The organism is Vibrio sp. R-1, assembly GCF_035615595.1.
Classification (GTDB): Bacteria; Pseudomonadota; Gammaproteobacteria; order Enterobacterales; family Vibrionaceae; genus Vibrio; species Vibrio cholerae.
In genome coordinates this window covers 24,454-44,196 of sequence record NZ_WPDC01000027.1, presented here as the reverse complement: position 1 = coordinate 44,196, position 19,743 = coordinate 24,454, and the positions used below count along the sequence as shown (strand labels likewise).

17 protein-coding genes are annotated in these 19,743 nt (G+C 48.6%); 10 read left to right on the top strand and 7 right to left on the bottom strand.

Annotation, left to right across the window (positions count from 1 at the left end):
• The 8 genes from GOU96_RS08230 to cobB form a co-directional block, all read left to right on the top strand.
• The coding region (locus tag GOU96_RS08230) for a 4Fe-4S binding protein (protein ID WP_324701952.1) at positions 1-688 on the top strand (688 nt) is incomplete at its 5' end.
• A 25-nt stretch (positions 689-713) separates the two neighbouring features.
• Entirely contained in the window at positions 714-1,370 is a 657-nt protein-coding gene (locus tag GOU96_RS08225; RefSeq protein ID WP_042988049.1) for a TorD/DmsD family molecular chaperone, read from the top strand.
• A gap of 77 nt (positions 1,371-1,447) precedes the next feature.
• Complete coding sequence (locus GOU96_RS08220; RefSeq protein ID WP_000711977.1) at positions 1,448-1,645, top strand: twin-arginine translocation signal domain-containing protein; 198 nt, start codon at positions 1,448-1,450, stop codon at positions 1,643-1,645.
• An 11-nt stretch (positions 1,646-1,656) separates the two neighbouring features.
• Positions 1,657-4,512 carry a formate dehydrogenase subunit alpha gene (locus GOU96_RS08215; RefSeq protein WP_174500351.1) on the top strand — a complete coding sequence of 952 codons (2,856 nt, stop codon included), beginning with the start codon at positions 1,657-1,659 and terminating at the stop codon, positions 4,510-4,512.
• An 11-nt stretch (positions 4,513-4,523) separates the two neighbouring features.
• Positions 4,524-5,132, top strand: coding sequence for a formate dehydrogenase FDH3 subunit beta (gene fdh3B / locus GOU96_RS08210; RefSeq protein ID WP_000113430.1), 609 nt, complete (start codon positions 4,524-4,526; stop codon positions 5,130-5,132).
• A 6-nt stretch (positions 5,133-5,138) separates the two neighbouring features.
• Positions 5,139-6,206 (top strand): formate dehydrogenase subunit gamma, encoded by a 1,068-nt coding sequence (locus tag GOU96_RS08205; protein ID WP_267781138.1) that lies wholly within the window; start codon positions 5,139-5,141, stop codon positions 6,204-6,206.
• Positions 6,193-6,615, top strand: coding sequence for a hypothetical protein (locus GOU96_RS08200; protein ID WP_001070862.1), 423 nt, complete (start codon positions 6,193-6,195; stop codon positions 6,613-6,615). The genes GOU96_RS08205 and GOU96_RS08200 overlap by 14 nt, the downstream gene beginning before the upstream one ends.
• Positions 6,616-6,751: 136 nt before the next feature.
• Complete coding sequence (gene cobB / locus GOU96_RS08195) at positions 6,752-7,492, top strand: Sir2 family NAD+-dependent deacetylase (RefSeq protein ID WP_042988019.1); 741 nt, start codon at positions 6,752-6,754, stop codon at positions 7,490-7,492.
• Between the two features lie 134 nt (positions 7,493-7,626).
• On the opposite strand, the gene GOU96_RS08190 is transcribed toward cobB, so the two are convergent.
• Together GOU96_RS08190 and GOU96_RS08185 are read right to left on the bottom strand one after the other, a co-directional pair.
• Positions 7,627-8,109 (bottom strand): YajQ family cyclic di-GMP-binding protein, encoded by a 483-nt coding sequence (locus tag GOU96_RS08190; RefSeq protein WP_001138886.1) that lies wholly within the window; start codon positions 8,107-8,109, stop codon positions 7,627-7,629.
• An 11-nt stretch (positions 8,110-8,120) separates the two neighbouring features.
• Complete coding sequence (locus tag GOU96_RS08185; RefSeq protein ID WP_001128802.1) at positions 8,121-9,182, bottom strand: 3-deoxy-7-phosphoheptulonate synthase; 1,062 nt, start codon at positions 9,180-9,182, stop codon at positions 8,121-8,123.
• 275 nt (positions 9,183-9,457) lie between these two features.
• Between GOU96_RS08185 and GOU96_RS08180 the strand changes: the two genes are divergently transcribed.
• On the top strand, positions 9,458-9,934 hold the full coding sequence (locus GOU96_RS08180; RefSeq protein WP_000950847.1) for a PaaI family thioesterase: 477 nt from the start codon (positions 9,458-9,460) through the stop codon (positions 9,932-9,934).
• Here GOU96_RS08180 and GOU96_RS08175 read toward each other — a convergent pair.
• Positions 9,927-11,276, bottom strand: a complete 1,350-nt coding sequence (locus GOU96_RS08175; protein ID WP_000633837.1) for a hypothetical protein — start codon at positions 11,274-11,276, stop codon at positions 9,927-9,929. The genes GOU96_RS08180 and GOU96_RS08175 overlap by 8 nt on opposite strands.
• A 101-nt stretch (positions 11,277-11,377) precedes the next feature.
• Between GOU96_RS08175 and GOU96_RS08170 the strand changes: the two genes are divergently transcribed.
• Complete coding sequence (locus tag GOU96_RS08170) at positions 11,378-12,211, top strand: CvfB family protein (protein WP_000608142.1); 834 nt, start codon at positions 11,378-11,380, stop codon at positions 12,209-12,211.
• A gap of 181 nt (positions 12,212-12,392) precedes the next feature.
• On the opposite strand, the gene rsmF is transcribed toward GOU96_RS08170, so the two are convergent.
• The 4 genes from rsmF to GOU96_RS08150 all read right to left on the bottom strand — a co-directional run bounded on the left by rsmF (position 12,393) and on the right by GOU96_RS08150 (position 19,660).
• Positions 12,393-13,814 carry a 16S rRNA (cytosine(1407)-C(5))-methyltransferase RsmF gene (rsmF, locus tag GOU96_RS08165; protein ID WP_267781136.1) on the bottom strand — a complete coding sequence of 474 codons (1,422 nt, stop codon included), beginning with the start codon at positions 13,812-13,814 and terminating at the stop codon, positions 12,393-12,395.
• Positions 13,815-13,933: 119 nt separating this feature from the next.
• On the bottom strand, positions 13,934-16,573 hold the full coding sequence (locus GOU96_RS08160) for a PqiB family protein (RefSeq protein WP_000076861.1): 2,640 nt from the start codon (positions 16,571-16,573) through the stop codon (positions 13,934-13,936).
• 9 nt (positions 16,574-16,582) lie between these two features.
• Complete coding sequence (locus GOU96_RS08155) at positions 16,583-17,827, bottom strand: paraquat-inducible protein A (RefSeq protein WP_267781134.1); 1,245 nt, start codon at positions 17,825-17,827, stop codon at positions 16,583-16,585.
• Between the two features lie 36 nt (positions 17,828-17,863).
• A complete protein-coding gene (locus tag GOU96_RS08150) occupies positions 17,864-19,660 on the bottom strand; it encodes an ABC transporter ATP-binding protein (protein ID WP_162809478.1) in 1,797 nt (598 codons plus the stop codon).
• Positions 19,661-19,743 lie beyond the last annotated feature (83 nt).

The window sequence follows — 19,743 nt, the reverse complement described above, 5'->3', positions numbered from 1 at the left end:
GCGTATTCTCAACCAAGAAGTGAGCATGGCGCAGAGCTTGCTGACTCACTTGGGTTTGCCCAAAGAGACGATTGATATTCTTTATCTCGAATCGCTGCGCGAGGGGATGCCGATACTGTGTGAACAGCCGCTTGGGCTTAAGTTGGGTGACTTAATCGGTAATAAGCGCGAACGCCTGTTTACCGCGCTGGATGCGTTAGCAGAAACACTCAATGCACAACCGAGCGTTCAACCACTCAGTATTAGCGCGCCTTACGGCACCATTGAATGCCAAGCAAGCGATTGTACTTTATGCATGAGCTGTGTTGCGGTTTGCCCAACGCGTGCACTGCATCCGGCGGGAGATAGCCCAGCACTACGCTTTATTGAACAAGACTGTGTGCAGTGCGGCTTGTGTGTCAAAGCTTGCCCTGAACAAGTGCTTAGCGCGACGCCACAACTCAACTGGAACAAAGCGGCACGCCAAGGTGTGGTGACCTTGCATCAAGAAGAACCTGCTAAGTGCCTGCGCTGCCATAAGCCTTTCGCGCCACAATCCATGATTACCATGTTGCAAACCAAGTTACGCGGTCACTCACATTTCGCCACGCCGGAAGCGCTCAATCGGATTGCGATGTGCGAAGACTGTCGGGTAGTCGACATGTTTGAAGCCATGGCACATGACCCTGAGCAGCAGCTCAAGTATTAAGGAGAAAGCCATGCAAGAGCAATCTATGCGTTCACAGTCAACACATTCACAGTCAATGCGTTCAGACATTTACTTGCTGCTCGCCACACTGCTGCGTGATGTGCCCTCAGCAGAGCTGTGCACCTTTCTAGCCGAATTGGACTTTGAGGCCAATGGCACTGAAATGGCGAAAGCGTGGCAGGCGATATCCGCCGCCGCACACAACGCTCAAGCTGACTCTTTGGCTGACGAGTATCAAGAGCTGTTTATTGGTATCGGTCGTGGTGAAGTCGTGCCTTTTGCCTCATGGCATTTAACTGGTTCATTGATGGAAAAGCCGCTGGCTGAGATTCGTGATGATTTGAGCCGCTTAGGGCTAGAGCGTGATGAACAAGTGCGCGAGCCAGAAGATCATATTTCGGCGCTGTGCGAAACCATGGCTTATTTATGTGAGCAAAGTGGTGACGAAAACGCGGATGAGCAGACACAACAAGCCTTCTTCAACCGTCATATCGCATCGTGGTTTGGCAAGCTGGTTGGCCAAATTCGTCAGGCTCCTCATGCGCAATTTTATTTAGCCGTCGCGCAGCTTCTGGACGCTTTTTTGAGTTTAGAACAAGTGGCGATGACACAAGCACCAAGCAGTCGCAAGAATCGTTATCGGATCGAGGTGAAAAACTTGACCGATAAAGCCGAGCAGTGAACAAACCGGAATTAGAAAACAGACGTCTTAAGACGCACAGCTAAGTTGCTAAAACTTAAGCAATAAGGAAGCAATCGATGAAAAAAGAGAACCAAGTAAACCAAAGCAGACGCGATCTGCTTAAAGGGTTAGGCACAGCGGCTGTCGCTGGCGCTGTCGTCGCGGGGGTCAGTACTCAAACGGTCGCCAGTGAAGCAAGCACCGAGAGCAAAGAGCCGCTGAAAAAAGGCTATCACGAAACTCAACACATTCGTGATTACTACAACACGCTATAGGAGCCAACCCGATGAGACTCATCAAACGTTCAGACAGCGTGACCAAAGAGCAAAATCAGCTCGGTATTAGTCGTCGTGCCTTTATGAAAAACACGTCACTGGCAGCGGGCGGAGCGGCGGTAGGTGCCTCTTTGTTTACACCAGGCATGATCCGTAAAGCTCAGGCCAGCGACGTGGATCGCAGCGCAAAAACGAAAGTGAAGCGTACCATCTGTTCACACTGTTCCGTCGGTTGCGGTATCTACGCTGAAGTACAAAACGGTGTTTGGACTGGCCAAGAGCCGGCTTTTGATCACCCATTCAACGCGGGCGGTCACTGTGCGAAAGGCGCAGCGTTACGTGAACACGGCCACGGTGAACGTCGCCTGAAATACCCAATGAAACTCGAAGGCGGCAAATGGAAGAAGATCTCTTGGGAACAAGCCATCAATGAAATTGGTGACAAAGCGCTGAAGATCCGTGAAGAGTCAGGCCCAGATTCGGTTTATTTTCTCGGCAGTGCTAAGCACAGTAACGAGCAAGCTTATCTGTTCCGCAAAATGGCGTCCCTGTGGGGCACCAACAACGTTGACCACCAAGCGCGTATTTGCCACTCCACCACGGTTGCGGGTGTAGCAAACACTTGGGGTTATGGTGCAATGACCAACTCATTCAATGACATGCACAACTGTAAGTCGATGCTGTTCATTGGATCTAACCCCGCAGAAGCTCACCCAGTCGCGATGCAGCACATTTTGATCGCAAAAGAGAAAAACAGCTGCAAAATCGTGGTTGCCGATCCTCGTCGTACCCGTACTGCAGCAAAAGCGGATTACTTTGTTTCCCTGCGTCCGGGTAGTGACGTAGCCTTTATTTGGGGCTTGCTGTGGCACGTGTTCAAAAATAACTGGGAAGACAAAGAGTACATCCGTCAACGTGTCTTCGGTATGGATGAAATCCGCGCGGAAGTGGCCAAATGGACACCAGCCGAAGTTGAGCGTGTCACTGGCGTAAGCGAAGAAGACGTTTACACCACAGCGAAAATCCTAGCGGAAAACCGTCCGGGTTGTGTGATTTGGTGTATGGGCGGTACGCAACACACCACAGGTAACAACAATACTCGTGCGTACTGCATCCTTGAGTTGGCGCTGGGCAACATCGGTAAATCAGGCGGCGGTGCCAACATTTTCCGTGGTCACGATAACGTGCAAGGCGCAACCGACTTAGGTGTGCTTTCCGATACATTGCCGGGTTACTACGGTTTGACCGAAGGTTCATGGAAACACTGGGCAAGCGTATGGGGCGTGGATTTCGAGTGGATCAAAAACCGCTTTGACCAAGGCACTTATAACGGCGCATTGCCAATGGAAACTCCGGGGATCCCTGTCTCTCGTTGGATCGATGGTGTACTTGAAAACAAAGACAACCTGCAGCAACGTGAAAACATTCGCGCCATGTTCTATTGGGGTCATGCGGTGAACTCGCAAACCCGCGGCGTGGAAATGAAAAAAGCGATGCAAAAGCTGGATATGATGGTGATTGTTGACCCATATCCAACGGTTGCGGCGGTAATGAACGATCGCACGGATGGAGTGTATCTGCTTCCAGCGACCACTCAGTTTGAAACCTACGGCAGTGTGACGGCGTCTAACCGTTCTATTCAGTGGCGTGATCAGGTGATTGAGCCGCTGTTTGAATCCAAACCTGACCACGAAATCATGTATCTGCTCAGCCAAAAACTGGGGATCGTCGATCAACTGTGTAAAAACATTCGTGTTGAGAACAATCAGCCACTGATTGAAGACATCACCCGTGAATTTAACCGTGGTATGTGGACGATTGGTTACACCGGACAAAGCCCAGAGCGTTTGAAAACGCACCAACAGAACTGGCACACCTTCCACAAAACCACGTTGGCGGCCGAAGGTGGCCCAGCGAATGGGGACACTTACGGTATGCCTTGGCCATGTTGGGGAACGCCAGAGATGAAACACCCCGGCACACACATTCTTTACGATACCTCGAAGACGGTCGCTGAAGGTGGCGGTAACTTCCGTACCCGTTTTGGTGTGGAGTTTGAAGGTAAGAGCTTGCTGGCTGAAGACAGCTACTCGAAAGGATGTGAGCTGCAAGACGGCTATCCAGAATTTAGCGATAAGCTACTGAAACAACTCGGATGGTGGGATGATTTAACCGCGGAAGAGAAAGCGGCTGCAGAAGGTAAAAACTGGAAAACTGACCTTTCTGGCGGCATTCAGCGTGTCGCGATCAAACACGGCTGTATTCCGTTTGGTAACGCGAAAGCGCGTGCGATTGTGTGGACATTCCCAGACCGCGTGCCGCTGCACCGTGAACCGCTGTATACACCGCGTCGTGATCTGCTGGCCGATTACCCCACGTGGGACGATCAAGCGTTCATCTTCCGTGTTCCCACGCTGTATAAGTCGATTCAAGCGCAGGATAAATCCGTGGAATATCCGATCATCCTAACCTCTGGTCGCTTAGTGGAGTACGAAGGTGGTGGTGAAGAAACCCGTTCTAACCCTTGGCTAGCAGAACTGCAACAAGAGATGTTTGTTGAAGTGAACCCGAAAGATGCCAACGATTTAGGCTTTATTGATGGCGATATGGTTTGGGTTGAAGGCGCAGAGAAAGGCCGCATCAAAGTGAAAGCGATGGTGACACGTCGCGTGAAACCGGGCATGGCTTTCTTGCCATTCCATTTTGGTGGCAAGTTCCAAGGTGAAGATCTGCGTCCGAAATATCCAGAAGGTACACAGCCTTATGTGGTTGGGGAAGCGGCAAACACCGCCACTACCTATGGTTACGATCCTGTTACTTTGATGCAGGAAACCAAAGTCACCCTCTGTAACATTCGTAAAGCGTAAGGAGCTTACCCATGGCAAGAATGAAATTCCTGTGTGACACCAAACGCTGTATCGAATGTAACGGCTGTGTCACAGCCTGTAAAAATGAAAACGATGATGCGCTGGAATGGGGCATCCAGCGTCGCCGCGTAGTTACGCTCAACGATGGTGAACCGGGTGAAAACTCGATTTCCGTGGCGTGTATGCATTGTACCGATGCACCTTGTATGGCGGTGTGTCCTGCAGACTGCTTTGTGCATACCGAAGATGGCATCGTACTGCACAACAAAGATCTTTGTATCGGTTGTGGTTACTGCTTGTTTGCTTGTCCGTTTGGTGCGCCGCAGTTTCCGAAACAGGCGGCATTTGGTGAACGCGGTAAGATGGACAAATGCACCTTCTGTGCTGGCGGCCCTGAAACAGAGCCGGGTTCAGAAGAGGAACGTCGTAAATACGGAGCCAACCGTATTGCGGAAGGTAAACTGCCCATGTGCGCTTCTCTCTGTTCTACCAAAGCTCTGCTAGCGGGGGATGCGGAGAAAATCTCCGATATTTTCCGTCAACGCGTGGTTGAACGTGGTGCGAAAGGTGCCGGTTGGACGAACGGTGAAGATCTCGCCTATGACGCAACTCGGAGTTAAGTGGCTATGAGACAACAACTTTCTCGCGCCACTCGTTTTGTGCTGCCTTTATTGGCAGCACTGCTGTGCTGGTTGGCTCAACCCGTGATGGCAGAAGAGAACGCAAAACCGGATGTGGTGCAAAAAGAGATGACCCAACTGGCCGGCGCAGACTTTTGGCGTCAGGTACGACAAGGCGAAGCGGGGTACACCACGTCTCAGTCTCCTGAACATGGCGTGTTGATCAGTAAACCGGGTGAAACTTGGTTTATCCTCAAAGAGAAATGGATGTCTCCGGCTGGTGCGGTGGCGATTTTCGGCAGCATAGCAATGGTCGTGCTAGCGTATATCGCAGTCGGGCCGCTGATGCTGAGTAAGCCGCGCACCGGACGTAAGCTCAATCGTTGGTCACGCTCAGATAGGGCGCTGCACTGGAGCATGGCGTTTACCTTCCTGACCTTAGCGTTCAGTGGCTTGATGCTGGTGTACGGTAAGCACTTCTTAAAACCGTATATCCCGAGTGAGCTGTGGGGCTGGATCATCTATGCCGCGAAGCAGTATCACAACTACATGGGGCCACTGTTTTTCATTTTGCTGATGTTTGTACTGCTCAAGTGGTGGCGCAAATCCATCTTCAATAAAGTGGATGTGCAGTGGTTTATGAAACTCGGTGGCATGGTTGGAAAATACAAAGGCACACATCCTTCAGCAGGCTTTTCCAATGCTGGGGAAAAAGCCATTTACTGGTTACTGATTGTGTTTGGAACCTTTGCGGCCATTAGTGGTTTGGTGCTCGACTTCCCGATCTTTGGTCAAACACGTCGTGATATGGAGCTGTCGAACCTCATTCATATGTTCTCAGCCTTGATCTTAATCTGTGGCTTTATCTTCCATATCTACATTGGCTTGTTTGGTATGGAGGGCGCATTAGAAGGCATGGTGACCGGCAAAGTGGATGAAACGTGGGCGAAAGAGCATCATGACATTTGGTATGAAGAAGTAAAACACCGCGGTGAAATTGAAGAAGCCAGTGCTGAATCTGAAACGACTGCATTAAATCAGGTGAAAGGAGAGGTGAGCCATGAATCAAGATAGCGCGCACAAGTCCGTGTGGTTTGTCTACATTGCAAGCTTGCTGACGCCATTTACCTGCTTGCTCTCTGGCGTCATTGGTATCATCTATGCCGGTTATCGACTGGATAAGAACCAAGATGGTGAGATAGCGAATTCTCACTACTATGGGCTCATTCGCAGTTTCTTCCTCTATCTCACATTCTTTGTGGTATTGATTGTGACGGTAGCGACCACGAACGGCATCATCATGGGCGTGAATCGCTACTGGATGCCGGAGCATTGGCTTGCCAAACTTGGGCATGGCATTCCTTATGTGGGCGCACTCATTGCCGTCGGAGCCATCTCTATTTGGATCTGGCGTATGATCCAAGGCATGCAGCAGTATCAAAATAACTTACCGCATTCTCCCTCCAAAGGGCCGAATTTGTAATACATGTCTACCGTTCAACACCCAGCACTCGCTGGGTGTTTTTATCCTTGTTACTACTATGGTCTAATCCCCGTATTCTAGGGTTGATAACGCTTCGGTGTTAAGCTTAAACAAAAGCCGAGAAAAGGAATGGGTTATGAGCTTACCGTATCGACATGTTGTGATACTGACTGGAGCAGGCATCTCTGCGGAGTCTGGTATTCAAACTTTCCGTGCTCAGGATGGGCTGTGGGAAAACCATCGAATCGAAGATGTGGCGACACCCGAAGGGTTTCAGCGTGATCCCGATATGGTGTTGGAGTTTTATAACCAGCGCCGCCGTAAGCTACTCTCAGATACAATTCAGCCCAATCCTGCACATCTTGCCCTTGGCAAACTGGAAAAAGAGTTGCAGGGCAGTGTCACTGTGATCACTCAGAACATTGATAATTTGCACGAACGTGGCGGCAGTCAGAATATCATCCACATGCATGGAGAGCTGCTGAAAGCGCGCTGTCCTGAGTCCAATCAAACGGTCGAGCAAAAAGAGGATATCCATCATGGCGATCTGTGCCACTGCTGCCAAATGCCAGCACAGATGCGCCCACACATTGTCTGGTTTGGTGAAATGCCGCTACGCATGGGCGATATTTACGCCGCGCTTGAACAAGCAGATCTGTTTGTGTCTATTGGCACCTCAGGGGTGGTTTATCCTGCGGCGGGGTTTGTGCATGACGCACGTATGCATGGCGCGCACACCATAGAGATCAATTTGGAGCCAAGTGCAGTGGAAAGCGAGTTTGCTGAGAAGCGCTATGGTAAAGCCAGTATTGAAGTGCCAAGGTTAGTGGAAGAAATCTTAGCCGCTCAGGCGCGAGCGAAAGAGAGTGCAGCTTAAGTGCTGTTGGTTATTTATGTGATGACTTGAGCAAGAATACCTACATTTAGTTCGCAGCCACGACAAACGCCCCGTTTTTGGGGCGTTTGTTTAAAGCGGAACCGTGCACTTTAATACACGTGCTTTATCTCAAACTATTCGCGGAAGTTATTGTATTGCAGCGGTTGCTCAAGGTTGGCCTCGCGCAGCATCGCCATCACTTCTTGCAAATCATCGCGCTTTTTGCCCGTGACGCGTACTTTGTCGCCTTGGATCGAAGCTTGCACTTTGATTTTGGCATCTTTGATCAGTTTGACGATTTTCTTCGCCAGTAGCGCTTCCAAACCTTGCTTGAATTCTGCTTCTTTGTACCAGTTTTTACCGATATGCACAGAATCCTTGGCTTTCATCGCACGAGCATCCACACCACGTTTGGCGAGATTACCACGCAAAATATCCATCATCTGACCGAGTTGGAAATCATCTTCGGCGGCCAGTTTTACGGTCTCTTCTTTCAGCTCAAAGCTCGCATCTACGTTACGAAAATCAAATCGGCTAGCGAGTTCACGCGTTGAGTTTTCGACTGCGTTACGCAGCTCAACCGCATCAATTTCTGAAACAATATCAAAAGAAGGCATGAGGTATTTCCTTAGTGACGAGAACGACGGACTTTGATCGATTGAGCCAGCATATCAAGCATGGTGGCGGTATCTTCCCATCCTAAACAAGGATCGGTGATCGACAGACCATAAGTCAGATTATTGAGATCGTGCATTGGCTGATTGCCTTCCACAAGGAAGCTTTCCGCCATGATGCCCGCAATTTTGTGGCTGCCAGCTTCAATTTGCTGGCAAATATCGCGCGCGACATCCACTTGTTTACGGTGTTGTTTTTGACAGTTCGCGTGGCTGAAATCCACCACTAAACGCTCTGGTAAGTTGAATTGCGCCAACTGCTGGCAAGCTTCATTAATCGAAGCCGCATCAAAGTTCGGTCCGCTATCACCACCACGCAGAATAATATGACCAAATGGGTTACCACTGGTACGGTAAACCGTCATACGACCATTCTTATCTGGCGAATAGAAGTAATGTGACGCTTTGGCCGCGCGGATCGCATCAATCGCGATTTTCACATTACCGTTAGTGCCATTTTTAAAACCCACAGGGCAGGAGAGCGCAGAGGCCATCTCACGGTGAATTTGCGACTCAGTAGTACGCGCACCAATTGCGCCCCACGTGATAAGGTCAGCGATGTATTGGCCTGTGATCATATCGAGAAACTCGGTCGCGGTAGCCAATCCGAGCTTATTTACATCAAGCAGCAATTTTCGTGCTTTATTGAGACCGGTTTCTAAAGCGTAAGAGCCATCTAAGTTTGGATCGGTGATCAGTCCTTTCCAACCCACCACAGTGCGTGGTTTTTCGAAATAGGTCCGCATCACCACAAAAAGCTCATCAGTATAGTTTTCTTGTAGCGCAGCAAGGCGGCGAGCGTAGTCGATTGCAGCATCGGTATCATGCACCGAACAAGGCCCCACTATCACTAATAGGCGATCATCTTCACCGGTAAGAATGCTTTCAATTTGGCGACGAGACTGCGCGATCCGTAGCGCAACTTCATCAGTGATAGGATGTGCGTGACTTAATTCTGCCGGAGTAGGCATAGGTCCCAATGCTTGGGTTCTTAATTCATCGGTTTTCAGTGGCATAGGAGCGCCTGTCCTTTTATTGCGAAGCGCTAAAGATAACGAATTTGTCAACGAGAATAAACCATTACGCCGAAAACAGCTGAGGAAAGGGGTGTAAATTGGAGTAAAAACCGAGCATTTGACCAAACCGCCTGCGTAACCCCATCACAACCAAGCAGACTTATCTATTCACTTTGCTCAGAAAGCGTCGTGGTTCTGCATTTTGTTAACATTTATTTGACATTTATTCTGCGATCGATTGAAGTGGTCGGACAACTTACTATTGCGGAGTTTTTATGCTGTCACCCTTAGCAAAAGCCAACCTCTATCTTAATCTGTTCGGCTTTTTCAAAGTCCCTTTGATCTGGGCGTGTCGTCCGAAAATTCTTTCGCTAAACGATCAAGCGGTTGAGGTGCGTATCCCTCTGAAAAGACGTAATAAAAATCACCTCAATAGTATGTATTTCGGTGTACTTGCGGTGGGCGCCGATGTCGCGGGCGGTTACATGGCGATGCACAAAGCCAATCAACGCGGTAAATCGGTTTCCTTGGCGTTCAAATCGGTGAGAGGCGAATTTCACAAACGCCCAGAAGCGGCGGTGCATTTTCATTGTGTAGAAGGTGAGAAGATTGATCGCATGCTAGACGAAACCGCGCGTACCGGAGAGCGGGTTAACCAAGAAGTACACATTATTGCGACCTGTCCTACGCTGCATGGTGATGAGCCAATGGCGGAGTTTTGGTTAACCCTTTCACTGAAAATCGCTAAGTAAGTGGGATGGATTCGATGTCCACAATTCGACTACGGTTCAACACGATTTTCCAGCGGTAATAAGTCGGCTCACCTTTATGGTGTTTTTCTTTCACGATCAGATTTAACAGATGGCGTTTTTCCACCGATTCGCGGCTCACTTGTCCGTTGTTGAGCTGATAAATATGATTTGAGCCTTTATCCATCTGGCGCATGATGGCGCGCAAATCAATCATCATGGTTTCTCGTGTCTCTTCATAGCCACTCATGAAACGGGATGTCGACATTTCCGTATGAGAACGATAATGCAGGATCTGCTCTTCACGCTGCACAATGCGTTTTTTCCGAATCGCTTGAATGCGATCCGGCAGCTCACTTAGTTTTTTGTAATCCAGCCACTCTTCTTTGTCGCCCACTTGCTTACCGGTCGTCGGGTCGAAGTAGTGACGTCGCCATTTTGCTTTGCCTTTGCTTATCCAGCGCCACAGCATATCGCGCAGGTCGTCTTTAAAGATTTCCCGAAGAGCATAGATAAAGGACATAGCAATGATGAATGAGGCGGTAATTTCTCCCCAGTAATCACGCGCGGAAATAGCGGTAATGGTCACTGCCACCATCACTAAACCTGTGGCTAAACCTTTCACCGCACGTTTGGTGTTATTCCCCAGCGATGACACTTTTTCATTGAGGATGACCGGGTGCTCAATCAGGCGGCGCAGTAAACGCATTTTATTACTGAGACGAGTAATATCTTGGTTGGCCTTATCTGAGTTGTACTGATTAAGGGTGCGATGTGCTTGCTCTTTCTCAACCAGCGTGATCAATCGGTCTTTAATGGTTTTGTATTCATTATCACGGGTCATGTGCGCAATCATGGATAAGAAGCTCTGCTCAGTGTACCAAGAGAGGTAGTTATCAATGTTGGCGTAGTAACGCTTGAGTTGCTCTTCGTAAGGAATACTGCGGCGCAGGCGACGCAAAATATCCAGCGACAGCTCAATCACGCTATCGACTTCTTCTGCTGTCACCGTATCGCTGGTGTTGTTGAGCTGAGAAACCGCTTTATCCAACGCAATCACATACTGATAAGCAAACAAGCTCAAGCTCACCCGATATTGGGTCGTGGAGAGATGCCCACGTTGAGCAAGGCGGCTGTGAACCAGAGGTAAAAGGATCTGGTCGCTGTAATAGGCACGTTGCTGGTGGATTGAACTGTAGAAAAACTCCGACTCCGAAATCACTTCGGGTGAAATATCCAACTCACCAGGAATAAAGAGATAAAAATGAAGATCGAGCTCTTTACTGCCCGTCATCTGGCTGACAATCGTCAAGGTTGCCGCATCTTGCTGCTGTACGGTAATCAACGAAAACTCCTGTAAAAATTGCCCGATTTATTGCTCGAATGCGAGAAAGCATAACAGAGATAACGTATAATCTCTGCAAATTTGCTGTGAGACAGTTTTATATGATTAACATTGGTCAAATTAATAGTTTAGAAGTGGTGAAATTCGCCGAATTTGGTGTTTTTTTGGATGCAGGAGAATACGGCACTACCTTGCTGCCTAAGCGTTTCGTGCCAGAAGGTATTGAAATTGGGCAGTTTATTGACGTTTTCTTGTATTTTGACTCTGAAAACCAACTCGCTGCCACAACTGAAACGCCAATCGCGCAAGTCGGCGAGTGGGGCTTAATGAAGATCGAGGGCGTAAATAGCACTGGGGCGTTTGCCAACTGGGGCATCAAAAACAAAGATCTGCTTATTCCATACAGTGAGCAGCGTGCCCGTTTTACCGCTGGCCAAACCGTCTTAGTGTACGTCTACACCGATAAAGCATCGGGGCGTATTGTCGGCACAACCAAGTTCAACAAGTGGCTTGATAAAACACCAGCGAAATACACGCCAAACCAACAGGTTGATTTACTGATTGCGGAACGTTCTGAACTTGGCTTCAAAGCGATTGTGAATGGCACACACTGGGGCATGATTTTCTCCTCAGATGTCTTTGGCAAGCTGTTCATCGGTAAGAAGCTCAAGGGCTACATCAAGAGTGTACGCGAAGATGGCAAAATAGACCTGTCCCTGCAAAAAGTAGGGGTAGAAAAAATGGATGAGCTCAGTACTAAGATCTTAGAAACCTTAGAGAAGAAAGGAGGTTTCTTACCGCTGAGCGATAAATCGACACCTGAAGCCATTTTTGCCACTTTTCGCACCAGTAAAGGCACGTTCAAAAAGACCATCGGCGGTTTGTATAAGCAAGGCAAAATCGTCATTGAAAATGATGGAATTCGTTTAGCCTAACCCTCTCTTTCATAAAAAGAACCCGAAAAAAAGGCCCAAAACGTAAGGTTTTAGGGCCTAGGGGAATGGCTCCAAAGAGCCTGCGCTAATGGAAAATCTAGTCAGTTGCTTAGTTCTAAGCCTAGTACAGATACTGAAATTAGCGACAGGTTTTTAGAATTTCATACTATAGTTCAGCCAATCAAAATAGATTTTTGTCTCTAACTAGCTCTCTTGGCAGTCCATTCTTCACGCGATTGCCTACCCATTTTCCTAACCCAATCACATCGTTAGCATAACGGACAATCACTTCACCTTGACCACTTTGTCCTTCTGGTCTGACATCTCTACCCATAAACCATTCTCGTGCTTGCGTGGTATCCAGCTCGACACTGTGACTCGCACTTGAGGATGCAAGACAAGTCGCCACTTGATGCTGCCATCGATAACCCGATTTATGTGCTTCAGCAATTTTGATTCCCATGCGAGAAAAGCGCAGCTCACCCAATAAGGGCTCTAAAGCTTCGGGGAATAGCCACACATCATTATCGCGCAGCCAGACCTGTGAATCCGAGGGCAGCTCGATTCCAAGAGACTTTTGAAGTTGCTGAGCAATCTCAGCTTGCTGCTTATGGCTCGCTTTGTTAAACGGAAACTTGCCTAATCGCTTGTTGACCTCTGGCGTTGGCACGGAGGCTAGTTTACGAATTTTCGCTACAAAAAAGCCTTCACAATCGTACATTTGCGGAAAAATGTGCAGGAAGCCTTCTTCGGTAAGGGCGCGCGATGCGTGCTCAAACAAATTACCCAGTGATTCAAAGCTAACCGCATCACCATATGTCTGCTTTAAGTGCCAGCACACTTGCTGATTTTCTTCACGGCTCAAGGTACAGGTTGAATACACCAGCGTGCCGCCCACTTTGAGCGCCTGAAATGCGCTTTCAATTAAGGCTTTTTGAGTGTTGGCAATACTTTGAATCGACTCAAGGCTCCAGTTTTTCATCGCATCAGGATCTTTGCGAATCGTACCTTCACCAGAGCAGGGCGCGTCAATCAACACCGCATCAAAACGCTCAGGCAACCAGCCTCCAAACACACAACCATCAAAATTACTCAGTGCGGTATTACGAATCCCACAGCGCTCAATGTTGGCGTGCAGCACTTTCACTCGGCTTGCGGAAAATTCATTGGCAACCAACACGCCTTGGTTGTCCATCAAGGCTGCCATTTGCGTGGTTTTCGAGCCCGGAGCCGCCGCCATATCCAACACAGAGTCATAGTGCGCATTCCCCATAAACAGGGCTGAAACGGGCATCATCGAACTGGCTTCTTGGATATAAAACAGCCCAGCCATATGCTCAGCGGTATTACCTAGCGGGACTAAGCTTTCATCGGCATCAATCCAAAACCCATTCTCACACCAAGGTACTGGCGTCAGTTGCCACTCTTTCTCAGCGGCGCGCTGACAAAACTCTGCGACAGAAATTTTGAGTGTATTAACGCGAATACTTTTGCGCAGAGGCCTTTGGCAAGCTGCAATAAAATCAGCAAGCTGAGTGGGATCTGGCAGTATTTTCGCCATCGATGCGATGAATGGTTCGGGAAGGGAAATGTTCGGATGCACAAGCGAGTTCCGTAGATGAATAAGGCGGCGATTATAACCAGATAAGGTGGTGACATAAAGGATCGCCGAAAAGTAGAAAAGCAGCACAAGGCTGCTTTTCTTCACGTTATCTTTTGCGACTAAGGCTTAGGGATCGGTGTGCGCCACTTAGTCCATTCCTCTTGGGCTTGAGGGTAGAGGTAGAAAGTATGCCCTTCAGGCGCCGCAGGCGTTAGCTGTTTCTGCTCTGGCGTCGCGAAGGTGATCCCGCCACGCAACATGCTGTCAAAAGTACCGGCTTTCACATTCGCGCCAGTAATGCCAATCGACATATCGAGCCCAGAGACATTCCAGAATACGCTGTTTTGACGCAGCAAATAGGTGTACTGCGGAGCTATACGAATGGTGGTGATCACGCGGTCGGCAAATTCACCTAAACGTACATCAATCACTTTGCCCACTTCAATATCACGATACAGAATCGGGGTACCCACACTCACCGAGCCGCGTTTTTCACTCTGCAAAGTGTAAGTATTGCCAGCACCACCATGGCGCGCCTCTTTGTGCAGTTCAAACTCAAAACGACTTTCACCATTGCCAGGTTGTACTTCAATGCTTTGTCCTAACAGGTTCTGCACGTTTTCAATACCGCTTAGGCCAATTTTGGCTTGCGAAAGCCAGAATTGTGAATTCTGCTTGGCGATTTTCGGGGCGTATTGTGGCTCGATACGCGCGGCGAGTTTGACGAAATCCGATTCAAAATCAGGAATGATTTCAAATACCTCGCCAATTTGTACGCCTTGGTATTGCACTGGCGTACCCACTTTGACTCCCAATGTGCCAAGTGCGGTCAGCGTGATTTTCTCACCATAGCGACGTGCATGATCATAGTCGCTGTAGAGTTTCCACATCGAACCGACTTTGTTTTCAATTCCGGGCAGATTATCAAAGGCGATACCACCACGGATCAGAGTCTGTAATGGTGCGGCTTTTACATCTACGCCGTCCATCGACGCTTTGATTTCTACGCCTGAGCGGTTCCAAAAGACCGTATCTGGCGTCAATAAATGCTGATACTGCTTTTCAATGGTCGCTTCAATCTGCACGCCTTTAGGCGTAAGAGTAAAGCCCGAGATACTGCCGACTTTCAAATTGCGATACAAAAGGGGAGAGCCAGCATTGATTGAAGGCAGTTCATGCGCAAACAGCGTTAATGAACGAGAGCCAGACTGATTGTATTTTGCCAATTCAGCCAGAGACTGACTCGAGTAGAGTCGATACTGTTCAAGCGGTGTGCTACTGCCTTCACTGGCAAAACTGATCGACCCAAGCAACAGTTGTTTCGCGGGTGGAATAGAAACAGAAAGCCCCGACTCCGTAAGCTCAGCCGCCGCACTGCCAGTGACGTAGAAACGGTTTTGCGAGCGGATCAATGCGCCATATTGCTCATCAATCAATACGTTAAACTCAACATAATCGAGTTTAAGATTCACGGCAGTGACGCTACCTACAGCCACGCCGCGATACAAAATCGGGGTTCCCGCTTCTAAACCGAACGAGTTATCTGCCACGAGATTGAAACTGATGCTGTTGGAACGCGCATACTTAAATTCATTTTTGCGTACGGCCTGAAAGTTACGCGTGCGCTCTCCGGCTCCAGGGATCAGGGTGAGGTAGTTACCCTTCACAAGATTGGTCAGGTTTTCTACCCCAGTTAAAGAGACTTGTGCTTCTTCAAGGACAAACTGGCTGCCGCGATTCAGCATATCGCTAAACGCAGGCTGAATCGCAGCAGAGGCTACGATACTTTTGCGGTTTTCGGCCAGTTGCAAATCAGTAATTTGGCCAATCTCAATACCACGATACATGATGGGAGCACCGGACGCCGAGATGTTGTTGTCATCCGGTAAAGTGATCGATACCGCAATACCGCGCCCCGCGGTTTTTAAATCGCGATACAGACGAAACTGCGCATTTTGCTCTACGGGTTTGCCTTCATCAGGTGAGTCGACCGCAATCGAGCCGCCAATCAGCGCGCTTAAGCTTTCTAGACGAACATCGACTCCTTCAAAGCCGATACTGGCACCAATACCACTCACGTTCCAAAAGCGGCTTTCCGTATTAATGATGTGTTGGTACTCCTCTTTGATCGAGGCTTGGATAGTCACCGACTGCGCATCGTCATCCAACTGATAGCTGAACACTTCACCAATCGGGATTTTTTTATACACAATCTGCGAGCCGACCGAGATGCCACCTAAATCGCGAGCTTTGAGAGAAATGGTCAAGCCGCGTTGTGCCAGTAGATCCGAGGGGGCTGAGTCCAGCGCTTGATATTGTGTTGGATAATCCTCTTGATGCGTTGAACCCGGTTGGATCGCAATATAGTTTCCTGACACAAGCGCATCTAGCCCAGAAACGCCGGATAAACTCGCCGTCGGTTTGACCATCCAAAAACGCGTTTGATTGGAGAGAAGCTTAGTAGCTTCTGGATAAATATCCGCCTCGACGTAGATGCTATCCAATCCTTCAGAAAGTTTGATGTCGCGCACCATCCCCACTTCCAATCCTTGATAGCGAATGGTGGTTCGACCTGCGATTAAGCCTTGCGCGTTTTCAAAATGAATTTGAATCCGCACTCCCGCATCATGCACCGCTTTAAACACCAGCCAACCCGCTAAAATCATGGTCACTATGGGTAAGATCCACAACGGAGAGATGCCCCGACGTTTGCGGATTTCCGGTGTGTATGACGTTTGCGTTGTATTTTCTTGACTCATTCAAACAACCTATTGTTGAGTACGAGTGGAGTCGGGCTTATCCCACAGTAAGCGCGGATCTAAACTTTCCGCGGCTAACATGGTGAGCACCACGACCATACCAAAAGCGACAGCCCCGTAACCGGGAGTAAAATCGAGGATCAGACCTCGGTCAACCAATGTCAGCATGATAGAGATGACAAACAGATCCATCACCGACCATTTGCCAATCCATTTGATGCCACGATAAATCATCATACGTTGGCGCTGATGCACGTGGCGTTTCAGTTTGATGGCCATTAAGAGATAGGCGAGGCCAATGATTTTGATCACGGGAACCACAATACTGGCAACAAAAATGATCAGCGCAATGCCCCACATGCCATTTTTCACAAGCGAAGCCACACCAGAAAAAATCGTATCTTCTAAGCGCTGACCATTGGTGATCAAAATGGAAATGGGGATCAAGTTAGCGGGGAAAATCGCCACTGTCGCCGCTAAAACATAAGCCCATGTTCGTTCTATAGAGTTAGGTTTTCTGTGGTAAAGCTTGTTCTGACAGCGAACACAGTGACCATTTTCTGGCTGTGAAAGATGGCAGTTATGGCAGTGCACCTGCTTGACGGGCAAATCATATTCCGTTTCAGCTTGCCAGGTTTCCCAATAGCGACGAGTACTGATACGACTGAGCAATAAGACCGTAAACAGTTGTAGAAGCACCAACCCGAATAATCCGGGGCCGATAAAAATATCTGAGTAATCTTTTAGCTTAAAGCAGGACACGGCCACGCTAACCAAAAACACATCGATCATGACCCAGACTTTAAGATGATGAATAAAGAGCAATGAGTAACGCAGCGTCTGAAAGTAGCGAAAACGCAGAGCGAGATGAGCACTGACCACACTCAAACATAAAACCAGTGGCGCAATCGAGCTACAAAACAGCACCAATAACGCCAAGGCGATGTAACCTTCATTCCACAAAGCGAATACGCCTTGCGGCAAGGTGGCTGGGATCATCACTCCAAACAGTCGAATATCGATGTAACTGAAAAAATGGGAAGGAATAAACAGCAACAAACAAGTGACCGCAAGGGCAAGATCGCCGGAGAGAGAAGGGCTACCGCCACGATAAAGTAGCGTGCCACAACGGGGGCAATGAGCGCTGTGGGCTTGGTCAACCGTAATCGCATCAATAGGCAGCTCGCAGCCGGGGCACAAACGAACTTGACCCGACTGCGATGCATGATGAGATAAAGAGGATGAGGAGGTCATAGGCGGACAACACCATAGGAGCCGCCATTAACACCATTAGTGCTGCGACTGAACACTCCCATAAAGGGTTTGGTACAAGCCTTCTTGTTCGAGTAACTCGTGGTGAGTTCCTGACTGGCTGACATGTCCATCTTCCAATACATAAATTAAGTCCGCTTGTTTCACCGCTGAGAGGCGATGGGCAACAATCAAGGTCGTTCGACCATGCAAAAACTTTGACAACGCAAGGTGCAATGCGGCTTCAGTAGCCGTATCCAAGGCGGAAGTGGCTTCATCCAAAATAACGAATTTTGGATTACTCAGCACCATACGCGCAATCGCTAGCCGCTGTCTTTGTCCACCTGACAATCGAATGCCATTACGACCAATTTGGCTCTCTAACCCTTGGTCGAGTTTGGTGATCACATCTTGCAGTTGGGCGATGTCCAACGCTTGCCACAAGGCATCATCGCTAAATTGACCACCAAGGGTCAGATTATGCCGCAAAGTGTCATTAAACAGTATAGGTTGTTGTAAAACAACGGCAATTTGATCGCGAATCACGTCAAAGCTAATGTCATCACAGTGTTGTCCATTAAAGCAGATTGCGCCACTTTGCGCGCGATAAACGCCAATTAAGAGCTGAATCAGCGTCGATTTCCCTCCGCCACTGGCTCCGACTAACGCCACCTTTTTCCCCGCAGGGATATGAAGTGACAAATCATTCAGCACTTGGCTTTCACCATCGTAGGAGAAATGGATATTGTTGATCTCAATATCGACTTCTCCCGGCTGAGTAAAGGGATTGACTTTGCTGATGGGTCGGTACTCTTCTTCTAGCTCTAATAAGCTATTGATTCTTTTCAAAGCGGCCTTAGCGGCATACCAAGAAAACTGGATACCCAACAGCTCTTGCACCGGGCTGAGCATAAACCACAAGTAGCCAAACACCGCGAAAATCTGGCCTATGGTAAGGTCACTGAACACCACCATTAACATGGCTACGGCACGAAACAGCTCAAAACCGAGTAAAAACAGTAAGAAGGAGAGGCGACCAGCGGCTTCAGATTGCCATGCGTATTTGTCAGCATTTTCGCGTACTGCGTCCGCATCGCTGATGAGGCGGTTGAGGAACTCGCGCTCCTTGTTTGCGGCACGCAACTGATAGATACCATCTAACGTTTCCACTAAGCGGTTTTGAAAACGCTCAAACGCTTGGTTTTCGCGTTTTTTCAAATGTTTAACTTGGCTGCCTAGCATCCGAGAAAAGTAGATAACAATCGGGTTCACTAACAGAATAAACAGGCCAAGTCGCCACTCCAACCAAAGCAATACAATGGCGGTACCAATCACAGTAAGCAAAGAAATCAAAAACTTACTCAGTGTAGAGCCAATAAACTGGTCGATGGTTTCAATATCTGTGATGAGGTGAGCGTTAATCCCGCCACTGCCGCGCGTTTCATACTGACGAATACTGATCCGCCCCAGCTTTTCAATCATCTTACGGCGCATTTCGTAAGTGATGGTTTTGGAAACCAAGGTAAACTGACGACTTTGTAGGATATTCAACAACTGACTGGCAATACGCATCACCACCACCATCAGCAAAGTCAGCATGATGTAACCCGTTGCGGTCTGCCACCCTTGTGGCAGGAACTGGTTCATCACCTCCACACCTTTTGCCGGATGATTGAGCAGCACTTCATCCACCATTAACGGCATGAGCAGTGGGATAGGAACACTGATTAGCGTCGCGACGACGGCAATAAAGTTAGCAAACAACAGTTTGGCGCGATGTTTTTTTACTTGAGTTATCAGCCAAGAGCGGCTAATAGTGTCGTTGAAATACGTCATATTAATGAGAATGCATCCTATTTTAGTGATGCGCATTGTACGTAGTTCGCGAAGTGAAGTCTTTATTTTTCAAATGGAAGTTA